20 protein-coding genes are annotated in these 22,563 nt (G+C 55.9%); 6 read left to right on the top strand and 14 right to left on the bottom strand.

Annotated elements, in window-relative coordinates:
• Positions 1 to 181: 181 nt before the first annotated feature.
• From IBT46_RS24845 to IBT46_RS24820, 6 genes are all read right to left on the bottom strand, one after another.
• Complete coding sequence (locus IBT46_RS24845) at positions 182 to 1,618, bottom strand: ABC transporter ATP-binding protein (protein ID WP_200547846.1); 1,437 nt, start codon at positions 1,616 to 1,618, stop codon at positions 182 to 184.
• Positions 1,615 to 2,415 carry an ABC transporter permease gene (locus tag IBT46_RS24840; RefSeq protein ID WP_200547845.1) on the bottom strand — a complete coding sequence of 267 codons (801 nt, stop codon included), beginning with the start codon at positions 2,413 to 2,415 and terminating at the stop codon, positions 1,615 to 1,617. Before IBT46_RS24840 ends, IBT46_RS24845 begins: the two co-directional genes overlap by 4 nt.
• Complete coding sequence (locus IBT46_RS24835; protein WP_200547844.1) at positions 2,412 to 3,347, bottom strand: ABC transporter permease; 936 nt, start codon at positions 3,345 to 3,347, stop codon at positions 2,412 to 2,414. The genes IBT46_RS24840 and IBT46_RS24835 overlap by 4 nt, the downstream gene beginning before the upstream one ends.
• Positions 3,344 to 4,867: an ABC transporter substrate-binding protein gene (locus tag IBT46_RS24830; RefSeq protein WP_200547843.1), complete on the bottom strand. Its 1,524-nt coding sequence runs from the start codon at positions 4,865 to 4,867 to the stop codon at positions 3,344 to 3,346. The genes IBT46_RS24835 and IBT46_RS24830 overlap by 4 nt, the downstream gene beginning before the upstream one ends.
• A 124-nt stretch (positions 4,868 to 4,991) precedes the next feature.
• Entirely contained in the window at positions 4,992 to 6,473 is a 1,482-nt protein-coding gene (gene melB / locus IBT46_RS24825; RefSeq protein ID WP_200547842.1) for a melibiose:sodium transporter MelB, read from the bottom strand.
• An 87-nt stretch (positions 6,474 to 6,560) separates the two neighbouring features.
• The gene (locus IBT46_RS24820) at positions 6,561 to 7,874 is read right to left on the bottom strand and encodes an alpha-glucosidase/alpha-galactosidase (protein WP_200547851.1); all 1,314 of its coding nucleotides are present in this window, start codon (positions 7,872 to 7,874) and stop codon (positions 6,561 to 6,563) included.
• Positions 7,875 to 8,113: 239 nt separating this feature from the next.
• On the opposite strand from IBT46_RS24820, the gene IBT46_RS24815 reads away from it, so the two are divergent.
• Complete coding sequence (locus IBT46_RS24815; protein WP_200547841.1) at positions 8,114 to 8,947, top strand: AraC family transcriptional regulator; 834 nt, start codon at positions 8,114 to 8,116, stop codon at positions 8,945 to 8,947.
• Positions 8,948 to 9,021: 74 nt separating this feature from the next.
• Complete coding sequence (locus IBT46_RS24810; RefSeq protein ID WP_200547840.1) at positions 9,022 to 9,786, top strand: hypothetical protein; 765 nt, start codon at positions 9,022 to 9,024, stop codon at positions 9,784 to 9,786.
• A gap of 374 nt (positions 9,787 to 10,160) precedes the next feature.
• Here the strand turns inward: IBT46_RS24810 and IBT46_RS24805 are convergent, their stop codons facing one another.
• Positions 10,161 to 12,176 carry an AAA family ATPase gene (locus tag IBT46_RS24805; RefSeq protein ID WP_200547839.1) on the bottom strand — a complete coding sequence of 672 codons (2,016 nt, stop codon included), beginning with the start codon at positions 12,174 to 12,176 and terminating at the stop codon, positions 10,161 to 10,163.
• Between the two features lie 263 nt (positions 12,177 to 12,439).
• Entirely contained in the window at positions 12,440 to 12,883 is a 444-nt protein-coding gene (locus IBT46_RS24800; RefSeq protein WP_200547838.1) for an NUDIX hydrolase, read from the bottom strand.
• Between the two features lie 142 nt (positions 12,884 to 13,025).
• Here IBT46_RS24800 and IBT46_RS24795 point away from each other — a divergent pair, with 142 nt between their 5' ends.
• From IBT46_RS24795 to IBT46_RS24780, 4 genes are all read left to right on the top strand, one after another.
• Entirely contained in the window at positions 13,026 to 13,532 is a 507-nt protein-coding gene (locus IBT46_RS24795) for a GrpB family protein (protein WP_200547837.1), read from the top strand.
• A gap of 218 nt (positions 13,533 to 13,750) precedes the next feature.
• On the top strand, positions 13,751 to 14,392 hold the full coding sequence (locus IBT46_RS24790; protein WP_200547836.1) for a TetR/AcrR family transcriptional regulator: 642 nt from the start codon (positions 13,751 to 13,753) through the stop codon (positions 14,390 to 14,392).
• A gap of 115 nt (positions 14,393 to 14,507) precedes the next feature.
• Complete coding sequence (locus IBT46_RS24785; RefSeq protein WP_200547835.1) at positions 14,508 to 15,890, top strand: D-arabinono-1,4-lactone oxidase; 1,383 nt, start codon at positions 14,508 to 14,510, stop codon at positions 15,888 to 15,890.
• Between the two features lie 12 nt (positions 15,891 to 15,902).
• Positions 15,903 to 16,730, top strand: coding sequence for a glycosyltransferase family 8 protein (locus IBT46_RS24780; protein ID WP_200547834.1), 828 nt, complete (start codon positions 15,903 to 15,905; stop codon positions 16,728 to 16,730).
• A gap of 125 nt (positions 16,731 to 16,855) precedes the next feature.
• Here IBT46_RS24780 and phnE (IBT46_RS24775) read toward each other — a convergent pair whose 3' ends face one another.
• From phnE (IBT46_RS24775) to IBT46_RS24750, 6 genes are all read right to left on the bottom strand, one after another.
• Positions 16,856 to 17,740, bottom strand: a complete 885-nt coding sequence (phnE, locus tag IBT46_RS24775; protein ID WP_105594887.1) for a phosphonate ABC transporter, permease protein PhnE — start codon at positions 17,738 to 17,740, stop codon at positions 16,856 to 16,858.
• Entirely contained in the window at positions 17,737 to 18,606 is an 870-nt protein-coding gene (phnE, locus tag IBT46_RS24770) for a phosphonate ABC transporter, permease protein PhnE (RefSeq protein ID WP_200547833.1), read from the bottom strand. The genes phnE (IBT46_RS24775) and phnE (IBT46_RS24770) overlap by 4 nt, the downstream gene beginning before the upstream one ends.
• A 60-nt stretch (positions 18,607 to 18,666) precedes the next feature.
• A complete protein-coding gene (phnD, locus tag IBT46_RS24765) occupies positions 18,667 to 19,593 on the bottom strand; it encodes a phosphonate ABC transporter substrate-binding protein (protein WP_200547832.1) in 927 nt (308 codons plus the stop codon).
• Positions 19,594 to 19,617: 24 nt separating this feature from the next.
• Positions 19,618 to 20,451, bottom strand: a complete 834-nt coding sequence (gene phnC, locus IBT46_RS24760) for a phosphonate ABC transporter ATP-binding protein (RefSeq protein WP_200547831.1) — start codon at positions 20,449 to 20,451, stop codon at positions 19,618 to 19,620.
• Positions 20,452 to 20,572: 121 nt separating this feature from the next.
• Complete coding sequence (dpiA, locus tag IBT46_RS24755; RefSeq protein ID WP_200547830.1) at positions 20,573 to 21,262, bottom strand: two-component response regulator DpiA; 690 nt, start codon at positions 21,260 to 21,262, stop codon at positions 20,573 to 20,575.
• Complete coding sequence (locus tag IBT46_RS24750) at positions 21,231 to 22,511, bottom strand: ATP-binding protein (protein ID WP_234480285.1); 1,281 nt, start codon at positions 22,509 to 22,511, stop codon at positions 21,231 to 21,233. The genes dpiA and IBT46_RS24750 overlap by 32 nt, the downstream gene beginning before the upstream one ends.
• Positions 22,512 to 22,563: the final 52 nt, after the last annotated feature.

Below are 22,563 nucleotides of genomic sequence, written 5' to 3'. Positions count from 1 at the left end.
CCGTCCGAGCACAGGGAAGTGCGAGGTCGAGCGGACATGGACGTGACAGCGGGTCCGTGTTCCGGCCAGCCCCGATACGCCAGACGCTGTACATGCAGCACCTAACCAGCCCGTTCGAGTCCAGGAATGTACTCCCTCCGGCAGCAACGCCAAAGCATGCAGCACCTTAATTTAACGGCCGTCAAACGGGCTGCGCTATCGCCGACCGCCCCATCTCCTGAACCACTTCCTCACCGCCAAAACGAATCCGCCGATGGCTAATCCGATCGATTAACGCCTCATCGTGACTCACCACCAGCAGAGCGCAGTTCTGCTCCGCCGCCACCTCGACCATCAGCTCCACCGTCTGCTGCTGGGTCAACACATCGAGGCGTGAGGTCGGTTCGTCGGCAAAAAGAAACACCGGATCGAGCAGCAGCACGCGCAGCAGCGCAAAGCGCTGAAGTTCACCGCCGGAAATCTCACCGGGCAAACGATCCAGCAGCACAGGCTGCAGCTTTAACCGCGCCATCAGCGGTGCAATACGCCCGGCATCCAGCTTATGGTGGCGTACCACATCCGCCAGCGCCTGGCGCAGCGTCACCCGGGGCGCAAAGGCCGATGGCGGGTCCTGGAAGATTTTCTGATACTTCACCGCCGCCAGCTGGCGATCGCGCTGAACCTCACCGCCGTCGGCGGCCAGCAGCCCAAGCAGGATATCGCCAAAACTGCTTTTACCGCAGCCGCTCGGCCCGGTGATACCAATCACCTCTCCGGCATGCACCCTCAGCGACTGACCGGAAAAAAGCTGCCTGCCGCCGCGCGTTTTGCTCAGGTTTTTTGCCTCCAGCACCACCTGACCGCCGTACGGCCTGTGTTCGCGCAGCGGCCAGCGGCTCGGATCGGCGGCCAACAGCTGGCGGGTATACGGATGCTGAGGATGATCCAGCACCTGATCCGCCCTGCCGCGTTCGATAATCTTACCGTGCAGCATCACCGCCACTTCGCCGCCAATCTGCCGCGCCAGTTCGATGTCGTGGGTGATGGTGAACAGCCCGCCGCCCGCGCGCACCTCCTGCATCAGCAGCGCGATAACCTCATCGCGGCGCGCCACGTCCAGCCCCTTGGTCGGCTCATCGGCGACGATAATCTGCGCTCCGCCCGCCCGCGCGGCGGCGAAGGCCACGCGCTGGGCCATGCCGCCGGACAGCGCCTGCGGCAGGCGAGCCGCTGCGTGCCCCACGCCCAGCGCGTCCAGATCGTCCCTTGCCGCCCGCAGCGCCGGGCTTTTTTCCATACCACACACGTAGCGATAACCTTCCGCCACCTGCTGTTCAGCCCGCATGGTCGGATCAAGCGCCAGCCACGGCTCCTGCGGTAGTATCCCCAACCGGTGCCCCCACAGCGCCATCGCCGGACGGCCAGCCAGATCGTGCGCTTCACCGTCAATTCGCAGCGTGCCGCTGGCAGCCAGTCCGGTCGGCAGCGTGCCGATCACCGCCTGAGCCAGCAGGCTTTTCCCCGAACCGGTTTCGCCCAACAGGGTAAAGGGTTCACCGGGATTCAGCACAAATGTCAACGGTTCAACCACCACGCCGTCACCGCTGACTGCGGCATTTTCAATCTCCAGCAGGCTCATGCTTTCTCCTTCCCTGCCAGCAGCAGCAGGCTTAATACCAGTAAAAATACCACCGCCACCGGCTGCAGCAGTGCGTACGGCGCTTCGTCATAGTACGGCAGCATTTCGGTCATCATCAGCCCCAGCTCCGGGGTGGGCGGACGCACGCCGACACTGACAAAGCCCAGCGCGGCAATCGCCATAATCGCGCTGGCGGCACCGAAGGCACCGACGGTCAGCACCATGGGTGCCATTTCCGGCCACAGGTGGCGGCGGAAAATCGTCAACGGACCAAAGCCCAGCAGGCGTGAGGCCTGTACCGCCGGTGAGTTCAGTATCGGCCGGGCAATCGCACGGCTCAGACAAAAATACTCCACCCACAGCAGCAGCGAGATGCCGACATACAGCATCAGCGCCGAATCCGGCACCAGCGCGGTAAGCAGCAGCACCAACAGCAGCCCCGGCAGCGCAAGAAACGTATCCGACAGCAGGCCGATGCCGCGATCGACTATTCCGCCTCGCAACGCCGCCAGCACGCCCAGCAGGATGCCGGGAATCATCGCACTCAGCACGCTGACCAGCGCCAGGCCCAGCGACAGCCGAATGGCCGACGTCAGGCGGGCAAACAGCGAGCGGCCAAGGTGATCGTAGCCAAACGGCGACTGCCATTCCGGCCACTGTAGCGCCAGCATCAGCTGCTGACGCACCGGGTCCTGCGGCCAGATTAACGGCAGCACAAAAGCAAAGATCAGCAGGAGCAGGAGGATCGCCGCCCCAGCCAGCTGAGCGCGTGAGGCTTTTCGTAACAGCGTCATCATACGGTTTTTCTCCGTGGGTCCAACAGGTAGCACAGGCCGTCGCTCAACGCATTAAGCAACACAAACATCAGCCCCATAATCAGCGCGGTCCCCTGAATCATCGGCACGTCGCGGTGGAAAATGGCATGCACCAGCGCGTGACCAATTCCGGGCCAGGCGAACAGGGTTTCCACCACGATCACCCCTTCAACCAGATAGATGAACTGCACGCTCAGATAAGTGACCACCGGTACGCTGACGTTGCGCAGGCCGTGCCGCCAGAACAGCGTGCCCGGCTTCAGGCCTTTGGTGCGGCCAAAGCTGTACCACTGTGATTCCGTCACCTGACGCATAGCATTTCGCGCCACCCGGCTGGAAACCGCAGCCAGCCCGAGCGCCAGCGTCAGCGCGGGCAGCAGCACGTGCTCAGCATCGCCGTATCCGGCGGCGGGCAGCAGACCAAGCCCCAGCGCGAAGATCAAGACCAGGATCAGCCCCAGCACGAAGTGCGGCAGCGCACGCAGCGTGGTGGAGATCGCCAGCAGCAGGCGATCCAGCTTACCGCCGGGGGACAGCCCGGCAATAATGCCCAGCGGCGGCCCCATCAGCAGCGACAGCAGCAGGGCCACCGCCGCCAGATGCATTGTCTGCCCCAGCTGATGGGCAATCTCGCCCATCACCGGCTCGCCGGAGACCAGCGAATTACCAGGATTAAAGCGCAGCAGCTGCATAAACCAGTCGGCCAGTGCCTGCCAGGCCGGGCGATCCAGCCCCAGCTCCTGCTGTACGGCCTGCGCGGCAGCGGCATCGACGCGGTCGTAACCGTAGCGTCCGGCGGCGATGCGATAGGCGACATCACCGGGCAGCATACGCATCAGCACGAAAGTCAGACCGCCCACCAGCAGCGCCACCAGTCCGGCCTGCAGCAGACGGAAACCGAGCAGACGGATCATTCACGCCACCTCATTTTTTCCAGCCCGAAGGTGCGTTCAAACGGATCGAGCGCGGCACCGCTCAGGCGCGATGACACCGCCGCCGTTTGCTGATACCACGCCACCGGAATGGTCGGTAGCTCGGTTTGCAGAATGCGCGTCAGCTGTTGACGTTCTGCGTCGCTCTCTTGCGGATTACTGCCACGCACCAGCTGGGCCAGGGTTTGATTGAAGGTGGCGTCAGACCAGTTCATCGCGCCCCAGTCACCGCCCTGTGGCGGGTAGTCCTGTAGCAGCGTGCCGAGCGGGTCCGGCGTCAGCGCAAAGTTACGCGCCACCAGCCCCAGCTCCATCGAGCCATCGTGATGTTTTAAGGCGATTTCGCCGGAGTTGGTCGAGTTAATGGTCAACTGCACGCCGATTTCGCGCAGCTGCTGCTGGATCGCGGCGGCAATCAGCGGCAGCTCGGGGCGATCGGGATAGGTGGTCAGCGTCAGCGAGAACGGCTTGCCGTCGCGTTGCAGAATACCGTCAGCGCCCGGCTGCCAGCCCAGCTGCGCCAGCAGTTCGCGCGCGCGAGCAGTATCGGTGGTCAGCGGTGCCAGGCTGGCGTTATGCCACTGTGCCACCGACGGCGGGAACAGCTGACCGGCCGCGGCCGGGTAGCGCAGGATGGCGCGGGCAATCCCTTCGCGATCGATCGCCAGGCTCAGCGCCTGACGCACGCGGACATCGTTCAGCAGCGGATGCCCGGCGTTAACTTTTACCAGCACGGTGCGCGGAATGGACACCGCCAGCAGGGTCAGCTTAGGATTTTTCTTCAGCCTGGCGCGGCTGGCGGGATCGAGGTTAAATACCATATCGGCATCGCTGCTCTCGGCCATCAGCGCGCGGGTTTCCGCACGGCTCGCCGACATATAGCTGGCCTGTTCAATGGCCGGCTTATCGCCCCAGTAGCCGTCATAGCGGCTGACGGTCAGCTTCTGCGGCGCCTGTAATGAGGTCAGGCGGTACGGTCCGCTGCCGATCACCTGCACCACTTTATGTTCGGCATTATAGGATGCGGGGGCGAGGATCTGCGCGCGGTTCTCGGTCAGTAGCCCCAGCAGCGGAGTGAACGGCTGGCTGAGCGCAATCACCACCTCCCCCGTTTCGGCGCGGATGGCGGTAATCGGAGCCTTATCCAGCAGGCCCGGCTGGCTGCGCGCCACTTCCAGCGCGTTAACCACGCTGTCGGCGGTCAGCGGGCTGCCGTCGTGAAAGGTCACGCCGGAACGCAGGGCAAAGCGCCACGTCAGGCCATCGTCACTGACCTTCCAGCTGCTGGCCAGGCCAGGCAGCGGTTTCCCGGCGGCATCGGCATTAATCAGCGTTTCAACAATCGACATTTTCAGGAAGATGTCACCCGAAAGCGTGGGGTCGGTGCCTTTAATTTCAAACGGGGCCACCAGCTTCGCCACGCGCGGAGCATCCGCGAAGGCACCCGCCGAAACGGCAGTCAGCATCAGCGCCAGCAGCGGCGATAAAACAGTTTTGCGCATCAGAATATCAATCCTTAATCCAGAGAAAATGGAACAGCGCAGACAAACGCCTGCGCCGGGGATGATATACGTTACCTTATAACATTACAATTGGAAATCAGCGGTTACATTTCGCCATGCGGATTCAGCTGCGTGGCACCTCGGCCGCGCTGGCCGGGGAGTAATTATCGCTCTTTGCTGTAGATGGCGCTGCGCCCGTCGGGTAATCATCTGCCAGGGTGCCAGCCTGCGGCGCGGTTACGCTGGCGTGGCCATCATATTTCTGCTGCAGCGCGCGCTGCATGCGGTGCAGCAGCTCGCCATCCAGCTTGTAGTGGCGCAGGTAAATCCACAGGGTCAGCATAAAGAACATCAGCGGCAGGCCGATCATAATCCCCTGCATACCGAGCAGCGTGCTGGCCGACTGCTGTGCGCCCGGCACGTAGCCGACGACACCGAGCATCACACCGATCAGCAGTCCGGCAAACGCCGCTCCGGCTTTCACCACCATGGTCTGCACCGAGAAGGCGATACTTTCAATGCGCACGCCGAGGGCGTAATCGCCGTAGTCCACGGTGTCGGCGACCATAATCACCAGCATCACCCAGAAGAAGGCCCCGCCAACGTTGACCAGAATACCGGACAGCGAGATAAGCGTGGCGCTGCCCGGGGCAAACATCCCCACCGCCAGCAGCAGCAGGCAGCTAAGCACCGGCAGCACCGAGGCGCTGATCCAGATAGCTCGGCGCGAGAAGCGAGCGACCAGTTTCGGGAACAGCAGAATGGCGATCAGGTTGGCAATCCCGGCGTACATCATGTACCACGGGAACAGCTCGGCGCGGCCAACGACGTAGGTAAAGTAGTAGATGGCAAACGCGGTGATCACATTGTGCGCCAGGTTCCACGCCAGCGCCATCAGCAGCAGGGCAAACAGCGGGCGGTTGCGGAAGATCATGCTCAGCACCGCTTTAATCGTGGTGTACTCCGCCGCGTTCGGGGTGGCGGAAGAGGAGTATTTCTCTTCTATATTGCACAGGGTAATGATCGCCGAGAGGATAAAGAACACCACCAGTATCAGCGAGAACAGCATAAAGCCCTGCCCCTTATCACCACCGCCCAGGTACGCCACCAGCGGCAGGCCGATCACTCCGGTGGTGTAGCCCGCCAGGCTGGCAAAGAAGCGCGGCCATGGGATCAGCGCTTCGCGTTCGCGTTTGTCGATAGTGATACACGGCACCAGCGACCAGAACGGTACGTCCATCAGCGTATAGGTAAAGCCCCACAGCAGATAGGTGGCCCAGATCCAGGCAATCAGCGCCGCGCCTTCAAAGTAGTGCGCGCAGAACACCGACACCAGCACCACCGAGTTGGTCAGCGTGCCGATCAGTATCCACGGCTTAAATTTCCCCCAGCGGCTGCGGGTGCGTTCAACGATCCAGCCCATCACCGGGTCGAAAAACGCATCCAGAATACGCGCCACCAGGAACAGTGAGGCCACCATGCTGACCGAAACGCCAACCACATCGGTGTAGTAGTACATCAGGTACATATAGATAATGCCAATAGCGAAATCTTTGCCAAAGGCACCCAGCCCGTAGCTGACCTTTGTTTTCAGCGAAACGCTCATCGTGATACCCCAGAGTTGGTGTTCTCCGGCCGTGGCACCCTGCCCGGCCATGTGGGCGAACCGTCGTGGCTCGCCCGTTTATCGGGATTAATGCAGGGAGGGCAGCCAGTCGCCGTGCGCGGCGATCAGCTCGTCGCACAGCCTGACGGTGTCATCAATCGACAGTTCGGCCGAAGTATGCGGATCGAGCAGCGCGGCATGATAGACGTGCTCTTTCTTGCCGGTGATAGCCGCCTCGATGGTCAGCAGCTGGGTATTGATATTGGTACGGTTCAGCGCGGCCAGCTGCGGCGGCAGGTTGCCAACGTAGCACGGGGTGATCCCCTGCCCGTCCACCAGGCACGGCACTTCCACGCAGGCTTCTTTCGGCAGATTGGTGATCAGGCCGTGATTCAGCACGTTGCCGCCGATTTTGTACGGCACGTCGGTTTCCATCGCCTCAATCATCCACGAGGCATATTCGTGGCTGCGGGTGTGGCTGAGATTGTCGTTCTGCGTCAGGCGGTCGCGCTGCTGCTGCCAGCGGTCAATTTGCTCAATGCAGCGGCGCGGATACTCGTCCAGCGGAATGTTAAAGCGCTCAATCAGCTCCGGGTAGTTGCGCTTGATCCAGTAAGGCATGTACTCGGCGTTGTGCTCGGAGGATTCGGTAACGTAGTAGCCGAACACCCGCATAATTTCGTGGCGCACCATATCATCGTGCGTCGCCTGCTGCAGCGCGAGGGAGCGGCGCTTAATTTCCGGGTAAAGATCTTCCCCGTCGCGGGTAATGTTCAATAGCCAGGCCATGTGGTTGATCCCGGCGATTTGCCATTTCACCCCCTCGGTAGACATATCCACGGATTTCAGCAGCGTTTCGGCGCAGACCTGCACGCTATGGCACAGGCCGACGGTTTTAATGCCGGTATGCTGGAGCATCGCGCCGGTCAACGAGGCCATCGGGTTGGTGTAGTTCAGCAGCCACGCATCCGGGCACACTGCTTCCATATCGCGGGCGAAGTCCATCATCACTGGGATGGTGCGCAGCGCGCGGAAGATGCCGCCGATGCCCAGCGTATCGGCGATGGTCTGCCGCAGGCCGAATTTTTTGGCAATCTCAAAGTCGGTAATGGTGCAGGGATCGTAGCCGCCCACCTGAATCGCATTGATGACGTAGTTCGCACCGCGAAGCGCATTCAGCCGCTGTTCCACACCGGAATATTTCTCAATCCGCGCCTTTCCCTGACGAAGGTTGGCGTTGAGGTTATTTAGCATTCTCCAGGAGTCGTCCAGGCGCTGTGCATCGATATCATAAAGCGCTATTTCCACCTGCTGTAGCGCCGGGGTAGCCAGAATATCCCCCAGCACATTTTTCGCGAATACCGTACTGCCCGCACCTAAAAGGTAATTTTCATTGTCGATTCCTTGTTACGTCATGAGGAGAAGTCGACTCAACTCTAGGCAAGCCGGCGGCCGCTGCCTATGTCATTTTTTGACATTGATATGGTGAAAAATGACCGCCACAGTGAAGTGTGATCCGGCTCGCTAATTGCGCCGATGACGAAGGAGTTTTATGTTGTGACATCACACTATTTTCAGGGCATCACGCAGCCCGTTCGAAAAACATGCTGTAATAACATGAATTAAAACGGGAAATAATCGTGCAAAAAGATATCAACCCCGATGACATCACCCAGTTTGGCCTGAATATCTATCAGTACGGCCACGAAGTTTGTGCCAGCCGTCACAGTTATGGCCCGGCTGTTCGGCAGCATTATCTTTTACATTATGTGATAACCGGCAGCGGCACGCTGTATACCGAAAAACAGCGCTGGCCGGTGGTAAAAGGCGAAGCGTTTCTGATTCATCCACACGAGATCACCACCTACACGGCCGATAAACAGACGCCGTGGGAATATATGTGGATCGAACTGGATGGTCTGATCGCCGCCAGAAGTTTTGAAAAATGCGGGTTACGCCGTGAAATGCCGATCTGGCGGCCAAAAGACCCGCTTTTACCGGCCATAGAGTCGCAGCTACTTCAACAGCTGATTGCAGAAGATCCGCAGTATTCGCTGCGCATTACCGGCCTGACCTGCCTGCTGCTGGATGCGCTGATCGCCAATGCCGCCGCTGGCCGCCGCTTTGATGCCGCAAGCGGGGGCAATCGTCACCTGGACGCGGCGGTTAACTACCTTGAGCGCCACTATCACCGCAGCGTGACGATGAGCGAAGTGGCCGCCTTTTGTAATATCGACCGCAGCTACCTCAGCCGCCTTTTTCAGCAGCAGTTTGGCTACGGCCCTAAGCAATATCTGTTACAGCTGCGGATGAATGCCGCCACCTCTCTGCTTGAGGATCGCAGCCTGCCAATAAAAATCATCGCTTATTCAGTGGGATACAGCAGCCAGATGCAGTTTGCCAAAGTGTTTCATCAGTGCTTCAACTGCTCGCCCAGCGCCTGGCGTCTGGCAAAAGCAGGTTCCGGCTGTTGAGCAGAGAATAATCTGCCATACTCTGTGGCACTATCCGGCCTGAAGGCTGCGGTTTCGTCTCTGCGAGGATTCTGATGAATACAGTTCTCAGCCTGTCTCCGGCTTACGATCGGCTCCACTCTTCCCTGCTGGAACAGCGTTCACAGGTGCAGTCTGCGGAGGTTATCCAGCTGGTTAACCGCGCTCTGCTGGCGGGTGAACGCGTCAGTGCGGCCTTTTACGATCTCAGCCAGCTCAAGCTGTTACAACAGCGTAAAAGCCTGCCGCTGCGGACGCCCAAGGCGGAAAAAGAGATTGGGAAGTTTCTCGATGAGCTGAACACGGTCACCCCGAAAAAGTTGCTCGACAAAGCGCAGTTCTCCGCATTACAGAAGCAGGTTTCGCGCCTGATCGACAAGTTTCCCTGGAAGCACGCCAGCCCGATCCTGGTGCAGAATGCGCTGTTTAATCACACCTATCATCAGTGGCAGCAGGCGCTGGAAGCGCTGTTCAGCGAAGGCAATGGCGCTGACGTTTTCGACGATCTGCAACGTATTCTCAACGACTCCGCCAGAAAAATTCCGGTGCTGGGCGACACGGTTAGCCTGTTTAAACAGCTGACGAAGCTGGCTGCCGAATGCCGTGAAAAGTCGGCCCTGAGCGGTCTGGAAGAGAACGTGATGGCGGGCTATATCGCCGCCGCCGATATCGCCACCCGCGGCATTATTATTTTCGGCTCTACCGCCGAAGCCGTACTGCGCGGCGGTCCGCTCCCCGACGCCGAGCGGCAGGAAAAGCTGATTAAAGAACACTATCAGCAGGTCGTAGAGCGCATGCATCCGTGGTTTACTGCGGTGTGATCTTTGATGGGGCGCGGCGGTTAGAGACGCCGCGATTGTTGATGTGATGCAAAACGATAGCTTCACTGTGGGGCTGGAGTTTTTTTGAGTTGCTTGGTGGTTTATGGCGGGTAAGTACCAGAAGCGGAAGTACAGCATTTAGGTCCATAGTAATAAGGAACTATAGAATGTTAATTGTTAGATGAATTTCGAATTTATAGATAAATCATATAAGCCCACATTAAAAATAATGTAGTTAACCGAATAATTTAAATTTAAAAACACCTTATCTTTATCCGATGCATTAAGAGTTCTGAGCCGCTTTTCAACTTTAGAGTGAATAGTAAATTTTAGTATACCAGTCGGTGTCAATACACCGACTGTAACTTCATGAGTTATTTTAAAGAATTATTTATTTCTTTGAAAAGCTCCGTAAATCGAATTATAGTGTCGTCTGACAAGCTTTCAGGTGTGTGAGTTGCAAAAGCGGCAGCAACGGTATAATGATTATACCCACCAGATGGTCTTATTTTCACACTGTTATTTGAAAGATATTTTTCGATACGCTGAACAATGCGATCCCCTGCGGGAATATCATCATTATCAATCACAACGCCGCCCAGTTCTTTTTGATATACCATAGAGAAAATTTTCAAATAAACATCAGGATCTAGCAAATCTTCGACATCCGTTGGGATACTGTTGCTCCCTATATTAGATATGTCACGGAATTGAGAGAAATTAAATACCGCCTTTTTCTTTAGTAATTTTTGTTGGATTAGTGATTCGAGTTTCTGATCGGGTTTCCCGTTGTAATCATGCAATATTGTGAGGTTTAGGCCATTTGCCCCTAAAAGGGAGACAAATGTTGCGACATTGCTTAAGCCTCCTACTGGAACAATTGTCGCGTTATCAATTAGACCTCTACCACCTTTTATCTCAATAACTTTTGACATGGCTTGCAATATGGAAAGTTCTGATATACCTTCGACAAGTAAATTATATTTTGTGACAAACAAGTTTTGGGCCAAGTTCCATCCTAGAGCTGCTTGTAGGGGAAAGATTGTGCGCGGATCAGAGCCAGATAAATTGTCTGAAATAATCGTTCCAATTTTTACTTTATCTTCCACTACTCTGACTTGGTGTAGTCTGTCTGAATTAACCATAAAAGGTGAGTGGGTTGTATATATTACTTGGTGATCCGTTGAAAGATTATCTATGTAGTTAAGAAAATCTGTTTGAGCCAGTGCGTGCAATGCTAGTGCTGGTTCATCTAGTAACAGAATCAGGTTTTTCTTTGAGTTAGACCCACTCGGATCTATTTGATGTTGAACGCTATCGAACCACACTAAGAAACTGAAGAACCAGATAAAACCTCGGCTTCGCTGATCAAACGGAGTTGATACGCCACGGTGACGCCGGTTCTTAATGCGGAGGTAAATGTTTGGTCCGTTGTTGAAAGGACTGGCATCTGAAGAGTCCGTTCGTATATCTATCTCTACCTCCAGGTCTTCGTTTTGCTTCCAAAATTCAAGAACTTGATCGGTTAAACTTATCGATACTGCCTCAATTTGAGATTTAAGCTCCTCGTAAGAGGTATCGTTATCGAAATCCTCTAACTCAACCTCGGCCATGCGAAGCAGTGCAAGAACAGCCTTATGCTTTGGTTCAATTTGTTTGTGTGCATTTGCAGGGTCTGCATTTGCAGCTTTCAATCGCTGTTTTAAGTCAGTCAGATTGAGCTTGCCAGGTAATATGTCATAGTCACTAAAATATAAGAATTTAGGTATAAATGCCTTGAAGTGATGGTATGCTTCATATGCACATATCTGATCCCACCCTGAAGAGGAGTCTGCTGCAGCTACTCTTTTCGTCAACGATTCAATTAGGCTTTTATCAGCCTCGTTGCTAGTGCTTATAGCCAGCAAATTCGTTAACGCGGACCTAATATCAGCTGCTTTTTTTAATTCTTCCTTTACTTCATCGCTCAGGTTAGAATTTATCGCCATTTTTTTTAATGCTGGGGAGTCCTGCACATTAATAGAAATCGCTCTGCCATTTTTATAATTTACTATCGTTTTGAACGTAAATCCTTTTTGTATTTCTGACCCTACAGATGCATTTACTTTATTTATTTGTGCTTCATTTGGTTCGTAAGTTAACACAACGGCATTATCAGGTTCTTCTTCATGGCGTCGCTTATAAGCGGTGAGATCTTTCCTTGGATAATCATCTGTCACATTGAATGTTTCCTTACCTAAAGCATCACTAGATTTATGCAAGGCTTTCAAGAAAACAGTTTTACCAGCTTCATTCATGCCGACAATTACAGTTACTTCCGAATCAATTGACACTTCTTGAGGTTCATTAATGGAACGAAAGGGCCCTACTTTTGCGGTTACAAGCTTCATAGTTCATGTCCTTCATAATAACCAAGTGATTTTGCCATGCAAAATTGAATGTCAAGCAATTTTTATCTTGAAGGTTAGGTAGCTGGCGACAGTCTAGTCATATAATGACTGTGAGCTCGTAACCTCTCGCATCTAACTTAACATACAATGAAGTTATAAATGTCCGCTTTTCGCTCAAAGCCGCCCCTCAAAGCATGCATTAACCACCTGAGCGCCAAAAGCCCAAAATCAGAAAATGATCTCGCATAACACCGAAAACACCCTCAACCGCCCCCCAGTATTTCCAGGATAATATCGCGAGGGAAGACGGTTTCATGAGTTTGCATAAGTTCTTCTCGCGTCCACCAGCGGTGCCTGCTGATGACTTCCCGTTCATTTCTGCTCCACCTTGAGCAATCGATCTCCGCCTTATCCGTATAAATTAAAAAGAAACGCTCTTCTGCCAGTACGGTTTCACCATCAGGTAGCATCATTGGGAAGGTTCGGGATGCGACGGAGTCTCCAACTGCATGCCTTTCCAGCCCGGTTTCCTCCAGCAATTCGCGTAAGGCCGCCTGCTCGTATGACTCATTGTTTTCCACTCCCCCGCCCGGCGTTGCCCAGTATGACTGGCCGCTTAAGGCATCATTTTTATGGGAAAAATTGAACAGTAAGACGTGGTTTTCCTGCGATAGCACGATCAACCGTGATGATGGACGAGTACGCATCGGCGCTTCCTTTAAAACAGGATGAAAATTATTTCCGGATTATGCATGTAAACATAAAAAAACGATTGAATCTTTATAGCGTGGATTAGATTTGCCGTTAGCGTGATATTCTTGATAGTACAGGCCAATGGAGAGCGTCATTATGCGGACAATTACTGTCGTGCCATACGATAAAAAATGGCCAGAAATGTTTGAAGCGGAACGTTTATTGATTAAGACATTGCTCGGACAGGTGGCCAAAGATATCCATCACATAGGTAGTACTTCAGTTCCCGGTCTTGCAGCCAAGCCTGTAATAGACATACTGCTGGAAGTTTCCGATCTCAGTGCACTGGATAATACCGAAATGAGCCGCGCCGGATATGTTGCGCGTGGTGAGAACGGGATTTCAGGCCGTCGATATTTCATTAAAGGCGCCGATCGGCGTAGCCATCAGGTGCATGCGTTTGCAGTTGGGGATACGCAGGTCTTAAGGCATCTTGCCTTTCGTGATTACCTCATTGAAAATAATGATATTTCTGAACGTTACGCGGATATTAAGCGTGAGGCTGCCTTACTCTGTAATAACGATGCCCAGCGTTATAGTGCATTCAAAGCAAACTTTATTGAGCGCCATCTGCAAATGGCACTGATTGATCGGGAACGATAGTGACTATCCTTTTTTCTCTGAAAGAGATGTTCTCATGTGGCCACTCTGAATCGTAACCAGCCTGCATTCCACTGAGCGCCCCCTGCACTTTGTTAGCGGCTGATGGCAGGAAGTCAGCGGCGGCCGCGAAATCCGGAACTTTCTCTCTTTGTAAATCGCCGCGCCAGACGTTACTCTGGTGACGGTTTCCACGGAAAGATAATGGATATTTACAGGTTATGTCTGCCCCCGCCAAACGTAAGAACGATCCGGAAGGGTTAAAAAAACGCATTATTGCCAGCGCGCTTACCACCTTTGCCGAATTTGGCCTGCAGGGCGCGCGCATGGAACAAATCGCCGATAATGCGGGAACCACCAAACGCATGGTGGTTTACCATTTCAATAATAAAGAGCAGCTTTATATTGCGGTGCTGCATCAGGTCTATCAGCAGATCCGCGAGCATGAAACCGGCCTGAACCTCGCCGAGATGTCACCCTCGCAGGCGATTGCCTGCCTGGCCGAAGCAAGCTTTGATTATCACATCAACCATCCTGATTTTATGCGGCTGATATGCAGTGAAAACCTGATGCGTGGCCGCTATATCAGCCAGTCAGAATCGATCCGCACGCTGAACCAGAGCGCGCTGAACGTGCTGGATGAGGTGTTGAATCGGGGTAAAGAGAGCGGAGAATTCGCCAGCAGCGTCTCAACGGTGGATGTTCACCGATTAATCAGCAGTATCTGCTTCCATAATGTCTCCAACCGCTACACCTTTAACAGCCTATTCGGCAGCGAAGAGACGGAAAGCCAGAGTATTAAGCGCAACCGTAAGCTGGTGGTGGATGCCACTCTGCGTTATCTGCAACCTTCGGGAAGTTAATCTGTACAATAAAATCACGCCTGTACAAATTTCTCCGCCCGTTATCACCAGATAACGGGTTTTTTGTCTACGCTTAATAGTCCACTCTCCCGATCCAGCTTTACAGGAGTTGTCGATGACGCGTAAAAACTCTGATTTTCCTCAGCGCAATACCAGGCTGCCGCCACAGGAACCTCGCCTGTGGAACTGGGCGCAAAATGCGCCACTGGCGGATAAAAAGCAGATACTCCAGCCGGAAAGTGAGCGCCACCTGTGCGAACTGGTAGTCGCTGCGTCTGGCAAGCTGCGGGTGATGGGCAGCCGAATGTCGCCGGGCCGTATGCTGGCGCTGGGAAACGCCGATGACCGGCTAATTGATACCAGCAGGCTGCGCGGCCTGATATCCCACGATGCCAATAGCGCCACCTTCGCCGGCGGCACGCCGCTGCATGAAGTGTATGAACTGCTGACGGCAATGGGACGCATGCTGCCCGCATCGCCCGGCGTTATTGACTCGCAAACGCTGGCAGGCGCCCTGGCGACCGGCACCCACGGCCAGGGGCTGTATCAGAGTTCCATCGGTGATGAGGCGCTGCGCATCCGCATGGTGCTGGCCGACGGCAGCGTTGAAGAATTTGATCGCCAGCATCCGTGGTTCCACGCGGTGCAGCTCGGCCTGGGATGCCTTGGCGTGGTGACCGCCGTGACGCTGCGCACCCGCCCTTCTGCCGTCTATACCTGCTTTAAGAATGCCGTTAGCGGCGACACGCTGGCAGACGATCTGCTGGAGTGGAACCGCAACTATGCGCTGAGCAAAGCCTGGTGGTTCCCCGATGAGAATCAGGTGCACGTGTGGGCAGCACGGGAAGCCACCGACGAAGAGCGCGCACAGTATCACGCTAATCACGGCGATCCGCTTATCCATCAGGAAACCAGCGATGCGATGAATCAGACCATCGATCAGACGCTGGAGCATATGCGTAACGACACGCAGATCCGCGATGAAAACGGCAAGCCGTTTCGTACCGTCACCCGTTTTAAAGATTTTTCGGACGTTACCGGCGATGTCTATCAGGTATTTTGTCGCGGCATTGCCACCCCACAGATCAATGTCGAGATCGCCATTCCGTTGGCCCGCGCGGGCGCGGTTATCGCGCGTATTAAACGCTGGCACGCGGAGAATCAGCCGCATCTGCACTACCCGGTGATCCTGCGCTGTACCGGCGCGTCGGAAAGCTGGCTCAGCCCGGCCTGGCAGCAGGAGAGCTGCTTCTTCGGCTTTGTGGTCTATTACGCCGAAGACGGTTCCCTCTCCGCAGAGGGCGTGGCCTTTCTGCATGAGGTTGAAAAACTGCTGGCGGAAGAAGGCGGCCGCCCGCACTGGGGAAAATACTTTGATGCGGATCTGTACGACTGGTCAACGCTGTATCCGCAAATGGCGGCGTTTCGTGAAGTGCGCGAGGCGCTGGACCCGCAACATAAATTCAGCAACGCGTTCAGTCAACGCCTGCTGGGCTAAGGAGATATCGCCATGATGGCATGGACTACGTTACTGACCCAGCCGGGCTACCTGATTGGCGTGCGCGCGCTGGCAAAATCGCTGCAGGTGAGCGGCAGTCGCTATCTCCTGATGGTGATGGTCACCGGGAATATCGGCGCGGGGGTGCGGGCAACGCTGGAGCAGGATGGCTGCCTGGTGAGAGAGGTGGACCCGGTCAGCCCGGACCCCACGCTGGAAAATCGTTATGCCAATGCGCGTTTTGCCGAAGTGTGGACCAAACTGGCGGCGTGGACGTTCACTGAATTCGAGCGGCTGGTCTTTCTGGATGCGGATATGCTGGTGACGCAGAATATGGACGAGGTTTTTGCCCTGCCGCTGTCAGCGGATCACATTGCAGCCTGTCACGCCTGCCGCTGCAACCCCAATCGCATCGCCAGCTATCCCAGCGACTGGACGCCGGAAAACTGCTTTTACAGCTGGTGCAAGGGAGAGGAGCACGTTGAGCAGCCTGACAAGGTGGATAACTATCTCAACGGCGGCTTTCTGCTGCTGACGCCGGATAAGGCCGTTTTTGACGCGATGATGGCACAGCTGGCGGCGCTGGATGACCTGTCCACCTATCTTTTCGCCGAACAGGATTTCCTGAATCAGTTTTACCGCGATCGCTGGCAACCGCTGCCGTGGGTGTACAACGCGCTGAAGACGCTGCCGCATCAGCATCCCGACATATGGAACGATCGGCGGGTAAAAAACATTCACTACATTATCGATAAGCCATGGGAAAAAACGCCGAAGCCCGGCGATCGGTATTATGAGCTTAACCGTAAGTGGTGGCTGATTGCTGACCAGCTGAACTGATCCCGTGAATGATGCAGACTTTCGTTTCCATTCCGAAAGTCTGCATCAGACTCAATCACAGCTGGCGGTAGTTATACTCGTCAGTCGCGGTCCTGCTTATCTTCGCGCTTAACCACACTGTTCCGCTATTTCTTCGCCTCAAACAGCGGCACAGGCTGGCCCTGAATATAGCGTTTGCGCAGCTTCGCCGAGAGGTAATCCATCGTCATCACGATCACCACCATAATCAGGGTGATAAACATCACCACGTCCCAGTTCCACAGGCGCATGTTTTCGGCATAAACCAGCCCGACGCCACCGGCCCCGACAAAGCCCAGCACCGCCGCCGAACGGGTGTTCGACTCAATCTGATACAGGCTGAGCGCCAGGAAGGCCGGGAAGGACTGGGTGAAGATCCCGAAACGCTGCTTCTGCACCGCCGTGGCACCCAGCGCATTCAGCCCGCGACCCGGCGAGCGCTCTACTGCCTCATGCCCTTCGGCATAGAGTTTCCCGAGCAGCCCGACGTCCTGCATGATAATCGCCAGCACCCCGGCCAGCGGCCCCATGCCAACGGCACGCACGAAGATCAGCCCCCAGATCGCCATATCAATGCCGCGCAGCAGATCCAGCAGTCGGCGAACGATCAGCGAAACCGGGCGCAGCACCGGCGTGTTCATCACGTTGCGGGCGGCGAAGAACGACAGCGGCAGCGCGATCAGCGTGGCGGTCAGCGTTCCGGCGAAGACGATGCCGATGGTGATACCGATCTGGCCGAAGTAGTAGGCAAACGGCCAGTTGGCGACGTCGTGCCAGACAAACATCCGCAGGAAGTAGTGACCCAGCTGCCCCAGACCGATGGTCAGCTGCTGCCAGCTGATGCCAAAGTTGGCAAAGAAGAAAATGTAGTAAAGCAGAATGGCCCCGGCGATCAGGCCGGTTTTGGTCAGATAACGGCGCTGGACGGCAAACAGCGCGCTGTGCTGCTGTCGAATACTGTTCTGCCGTTCGCTGTTGATGGAGACGATCATGCGGATTTCCCCTCTACCACGCGCTTGCGTACCTTGCCGGAGAAGGTATCCAGCAGCGAGACCACCACGATAATCAGCAGCAGCGTCATACTGACCTGATCGTAGCGATCCAGTTTAATATTGGTCATCAGCTCCTGCCCGATACCGCCCGCCCCCACCAGCCCTAGGATGGTCGACTGACGGAAGTTGATTTCCAGGCGCATAAAGCCATAGGAGAGAAACACCGGCTTCACCTGCGGCCACAGGGCGAAGCGCATGCGTTGGAACGACGAGGCCCCCGCCGCGGCCAGACCGCGCACCGGTTTGTCGGACGCGCTTTCGATGGCTTCATAGAACAGCTTGGTCAGGCTGCCGATGGTGTGCAGCGCCAGCGCAAGGAACCCGGGGATCACCCCGATACCGAAGGCCATTACAAACATCACCGCCCACGCCAGTTCCGGCATGGTGCGTAAAAACGCCACCCCGGTACGGATAGCAAAACTGACGCCGCGCGGCGTCTGGGTATTGCCAGCGGCGAGGAAGGCCAGCACCCCGGCCACCATCACCGACAGCACCGTAGCCGCCAGCGCCAGCTGAAGCGTTTCCCAAATCAGCGGCAGCTGAATATGCAGGCGATAGCCCCACCACGCCAGCGAGCCGTCGGTCTTCACATCTTTAAACAGGGCATCAAAACGCAGCGCCGGAATGGTTTCGCGCAGGTAGTCAAAGAAGTGCGGCAGCGACACCCAGACGGTGTGCAGATTGAATTCAGCCAGATGCGCCGAGCCAAGATACAGACCCAGCAGCAGGAGTGACCACAGCAGCGTATCGCGCTTTTGCCTGCCGCGGATCTGCTGGTAGTAACGTTCAAAATCGGGATTTGTCATGCGGACACCTGAATTAAGGGCCGGAAGTCCGGCCCTTACAAACGGGGAGAAAGCGGCGGATTAAGAACGCTTGGAGGTCAGTTCACGTTTCATATCGATAATCGCCTGGTAATCTTTTACCGTGGCCGGGCCGATATGCTGTGCGCCACCAACGGCTTTCACGAAGCAGCTGTGCTGTTCGGTATCCAGCTTTTTGATCGCGGTGATCAGTTTGGCTTTGAAGTCCGCAGGCAGTTTGTTGCTGACCAGAATCGGGCCGTTAGGAATCAGCGGCGATTCCCAGATAATGCGAATTTTCTTCATCAGGTCCGGCTGACCGGCACGGATCATACGGGTGAAGGCACCGCTGGTATAACCGGTATTGTAGTCGCCGATCATTGAAGCCCAGGTCACTGCGCCTTCAAACTGGCCGTTCAGCACGCCCAGCACATCCTGCTCGTGGCCGCCGGAGAAGGTCACGCTGGAGAAGAAGCCGTTGTATTTGTCATCCACGCTGCCGCCGAACTCTTTCTTGAAGCTCTGGTTCGGGATCAGGAAGCCGGAAGTGGAATCCGGGTCGGCCATGCCGAAGGATTTACCTTTCAGGTCGGACAGTTTTTTGTACGGGCTGTCGGCTTTCACCACGACCACAGAGTGGTAGCCGCGTGATTTATCCGCATCGTCCACCACGATACCAACCACGTCAACCGCCTGCGGATCGGCGATGTACACGGAAGCATAAGAGGATGGAGACATGCTCAGTACCATATCCACTTTGTCACCCAGCAGGCCCTGGATCACGCCAGAGTAGTCTGAAGAGTTACGCAGCTTGGTATCAACACTCAGCTCTTTGTCGAAGAAGTCTTTGACGCACTGGTTATCACCGATCTGCTGGGTGGCGTTCTGGCCGCCGAGAATGCCCAAGTTCAGTTCTTTTGGCGCGTCTGCTGCAAAAGCGTTGGCGGCCATAACACTGCTGATTACCGCTGCGAGTAGGTATTTTTTCATTGCTGTGTCCGTATCCCAAAAGTGTTAGTTAAGCTGCGACATCTCTTCGCCATACAGAGTATGAAGAAGGCTGTCGGTCAGCTGCGACGGATGTCCGTCAAAAACAATGCGCCCTTTGGCAATGCCGATAGCGCGCGTGCAGTACTCTTTCACCAGCTCCACCGAGTGCAGGTTAACCATCACGCTGATGCCGTTTTCACTCACCTGGCGCAGTACATCCATAATGCGGCGGGTGTTTTTCGGATCGAGCGAGGCAACCGGTTCGTCGGCGAGCAGAATTTTCGGGTTTTGCATCAGCGCGCGGCAGATCGCCACGCGCTGCATCTGTCCACCGGAGAGGTTCTCGGCGCGCTGTAACGCCTGCGGCAGCATATTCAGCCACTCCAGCAGGCCAATGGCGCGGGCGCGATCCTCGTCCGGGAAAATTTTAAACAGGGATTTCAGCGTCGAGGTCTGGCTCAGACGCCCCAGCAGGACATTGGTCAGCACGTCCAGACGCGGCACCAGGCAGAAATCCTGGAAAATCATGCCGCACTCACTGCGCCACTGGCGCATCTGCCGGGCGTTCAGCTCAACGATATTCTGCTGTTTGCCGTTTTCGGCGAAGTGGCGGATCTCACCCTCGCTGGCCGGGATCGTGCCGTTCAGCACGTGCAGCAGCGTGGATTTCCCCGCGCCGGAACGGCCGATAACCGCCACCAGTTCACCGGCGTGCAGGTCGAAGTTAATGTCGTCCAGCACGCGTGCCTGTGAGCCGTAGGATTTACCCAAACCGTTCACCGCCAGCACTTTGGCGTGGCTGGCCGGATTAGGTATCGCCTGATGCTGTGGGGCAATTTTTAACTGTGCCTGTGCCATTGTTATTTACCGTTGTGGTTAAGCGCGTTCGTCGTTGTGCGCTTATTAACGGCGAGCGCGATGACGCTCATATGACAGGCGGGTGATGAAACGGTGACAGGCGAAAAGAATTATTCCGGCGTTAATTCGGTGACGACGCCCGGTAGATGCGCTGGGGACGCCCGACTTTGCCATAAACAATGTCAGCGCAGATCCGCTGCTGGCCGGCGGCGAATTCCAGATAGCGGCGGGCGGTGGTCCGGCTCAGCTTCAGCTCCTGAGCCACCGTTTCGGCGGTATATCGCGCGTCCGGGTCGGTAAACAAATCGCTGACTTTTGCCAGGGTTAACGCGTCAATACCGGCAGGCAGCGGCACTTCACCGGCAGCGCGGGCGTAGGCATTAAACATCTCGTCGATCTGCCGCTGGCTGGCGGCATCCGGGTTTGCCAGCATCGTTAACCGCTGCTGATAGCGATCCAGCGTTTGCTCCAGCCGCGACCAGGAAACGGGTTTAATCAGATAGTCAAAAACACCGCAGCGGACGGCTTCCGCGACCGTGTCCATATCGCTGGCCGCAGTAGTGAAAACCACGCCGCACGGGCTGTGTGCCGCCGTCAATTCGTGCAGCAGCGTGATGCCATTTCCATCCGGCAGCGCGTTATCAAGCAGGATCAGTGACGGTCTGAAACGCGCAATCATCACCCGCGCCTGGGCTAAATCGCCCGCCAGCCACACCTGGCCGCGGCTGCTGCGCTGGCGAATAAACTCGGCGTGCGTTTCGGCCAGTGCGGTTTCATCTTCAACGATCAATATGCTCAGGGGGTGTGCCATGGGTTGGTTTCACTTTGGGTAAATAAATAGAAAACAGCGTACCGCGAGGGTGATTATCCTCCAGCGTAATCACCCCGCCGCAGCGTGCCACGTAGCCAGCAATCAGATAGAGGCCAATACCATGCTCATCGTGATTATCGGCTTTGCTGCTGACTCCCCGGTTAAATATCGCTTCCCGCTGCGCTTCGGCGATACCGCAGCCCCGGTCGGCTACTTCGATTAACACCTCCACCCCTTCATCACTCAGATACAGCTCCACGTCACGATCTTCCGGCGAAGCGTCGCGGCAGGCCTCAAAGGCGTTGTCCAGCAAATTGCCGACGATAGAGGCAAATTCGCCGCTGTTCAGCCCTGCGGGGAGCTGCGTGAGCTGGCTGCCGTCAGCGACCGCGAGTGTTATTCCCAGCTCGCTCGCCCGCTGCATCTTGCCAAACAGCAGACCGACAAGCTGGCGGTCGGCAAAAGCTCCCAGCAGGCGATCGACCGTCGCCTGTTGCAACTCCGATTCACCGTGCACCATCTCCAGTACCCGATCGTACTCCTTCATTTGCAGCAGACCATTGATCGTCGACATCCAGTTGAGCTGTTCGTGGCGCTGGGTTTGCAGGCCATCAACATACTGCTCCATGCCGCGCATTCGGTGGCGCAGATAGGCGGCAAACAGCCACCACAGCAACAGCAGCAGTAAAAGCATCGCCGCGAACGCACCGGCTACCGGCAGGATAAAGTCCCGCCGCCAGCCCTCTATTTTGCTGGTAAGATAACCGAGTGAAACTACGCCAACCACCTGCCCGTGTCGGTCAAAGACCGGCGTTTTCGCGCGCAGCGCCACGCCAATCGACCCTTCCCCGCTAATAAAATAGCTTTCCCCCTTCTCCAGCGCTCCGGGTTTGGTCCACTGCATCGGGTAGCCAATTTTAGCGGGATTGGGGTGATACAAACGAATCGAATGGCGATCGCCGATCACCAGATAGTCGAAGTCAGAACCGCTCGCCAGGCGGCGGACGATGGCACGAAGCTGAGCGGTATCTCGCGCCTCTACCGCCGCCACAACGCTGTCGTTGGAGGCGATAATCCGCGCCTGATTCATCGCCATATCACGCACCTGATGGTTCAGATAATCTTCAAATCTGGCGGAAAAATAGTGCCCCAGCGCAGCGATTAACAGTGCGGAAATCAGTAACAGAAACAGGAAGAATCGCAGAGGAAACATTCGACGATCGAACAGGCGTAAACAGTTTGTATTCATTTTATTTACCATTGCTTAATTCCCTGCTTCGCCCGATCGATTCCATTATTGT

This window comes from Erwinia sp. S38, assembly GCF_016624545.1.
Lineage (GTDB): Bacteria > Pseudomonadota > Gammaproteobacteria > Enterobacterales > Enterobacteriaceae > Erwinia > Erwinia coffeiphila.
This window is presented reverse-complemented; position numbering and strand designations above follow the sequence as displayed.

Excerpts from the sequence above, each read along its gene's own strand:
- IBT46_RS24810 (WP_200547840.1), top strand. The coding sequence starts at position 9,022 with ATGAATACAGTTCTCAGCCTGTCTCCGGCTTACGATCGGCTCCACTCT.
- IBT46_RS24795 (WP_200547837.1), top strand. The coding sequence starts at position 13,026 with ATGCGGACAATTACTGTCGTGCCATACGATAAAAAATGGCCAGAAATG.
- IBT46_RS24800 (WP_200547838.1), bottom strand. The coding sequence starts at position 12,883 with ATGCGTACTCGTCCATCATCACGGTTGATCGTGCTATCGCAGGAAAAC.
- IBT46_RS24830 (WP_200547843.1), bottom strand. The coding sequence starts at position 4,867 with ATGCGCAAAACTGTTTTATCGCCGCTGCTGGCGCTGATGCTGACTGCC.
- melB (WP_200547842.1), bottom strand. The coding sequence starts at position 6,473 with ATGAGCGTTTCGCTGAAAACAAAGGTCAGCTACGGGCTGGGTGCCTTT.
- IBT46_RS24805 (WP_200547839.1), bottom strand. The coding sequence starts at position 12,176 with ATGAAGCTTGTAACCGCAAAAGTAGGGCCCTTTCGTTCCATTAATGAA.
- IBT46_RS24840 (WP_200547845.1), bottom strand. The coding sequence starts at position 2,415 with ATGATGACGCTGTTACGAAAAGCCTCACGCGCTCAGCTGGCTGGGGCG.
- phnD (WP_200547832.1), bottom strand. The coding sequence starts at position 19,593 with ATGAAAAAATACCTACTCGCAGCGGTAATCAGCAGTGTTATGGCCGCC.
- IBT46_RS24780 (WP_200547834.1), top strand. The coding sequence starts at position 15,903 with ATGATGGCATGGACTACGTTACTGACCCAGCCGGGCTACCTGATTGGC.
- IBT46_RS24790 (WP_200547836.1), top strand. The coding sequence starts at position 13,751 with ATGTCTGCCCCCGCCAAACGTAAGAACGATCCGGAAGGGTTAAAAAAA.
- dpiA (WP_200547830.1), bottom strand. The coding sequence starts at position 21,262 with ATGGCACACCCCCTGAGCATATTGATCGTTGAAGATGAAACCGCACTG.
- phnC (WP_200547831.1), bottom strand. The coding sequence starts at position 20,451 with ATGGCACAGGCACAGTTAAAAATTGCCCCACAGCATCAGGCGATACCT.
- IBT46_RS24845 (WP_200547846.1), bottom strand. The coding sequence starts at position 1,618 with ATGAGCCTGCTGGAGATTGAAAATGCCGCAGTCAGCGGTGACGGCGTG.
- phnE (WP_105594887.1), bottom strand. The coding sequence starts at position 17,740 with ATGATCGTCTCCATCAACAGCGAACGGCAGAACAGTATTCGACAGCAG.
- phnE (WP_200547833.1), bottom strand. The coding sequence starts at position 18,606 with ATGACAAATCCCGATTTTGAACGTTACTACCAGCAGATCCGCGGCAGG.
- IBT46_RS24835 (WP_200547844.1), bottom strand. The coding sequence starts at position 3,347 with ATGATCCGTCTGCTCGGTTTCCGTCTGCTGCAGGCCGGACTGGTGGCG.
- IBT46_RS24785 (WP_200547835.1), top strand. The coding sequence starts at position 14,508 with ATGACGCGTAAAAACTCTGATTTTCCTCAGCGCAATACCAGGCTGCCG.
- IBT46_RS24750 (WP_234480285.1), bottom strand. The coding sequence starts at position 22,511 with ATGAATACAAACTGTTTACGCCTGTTCGATCGTCGAATGTTTCCTCTG.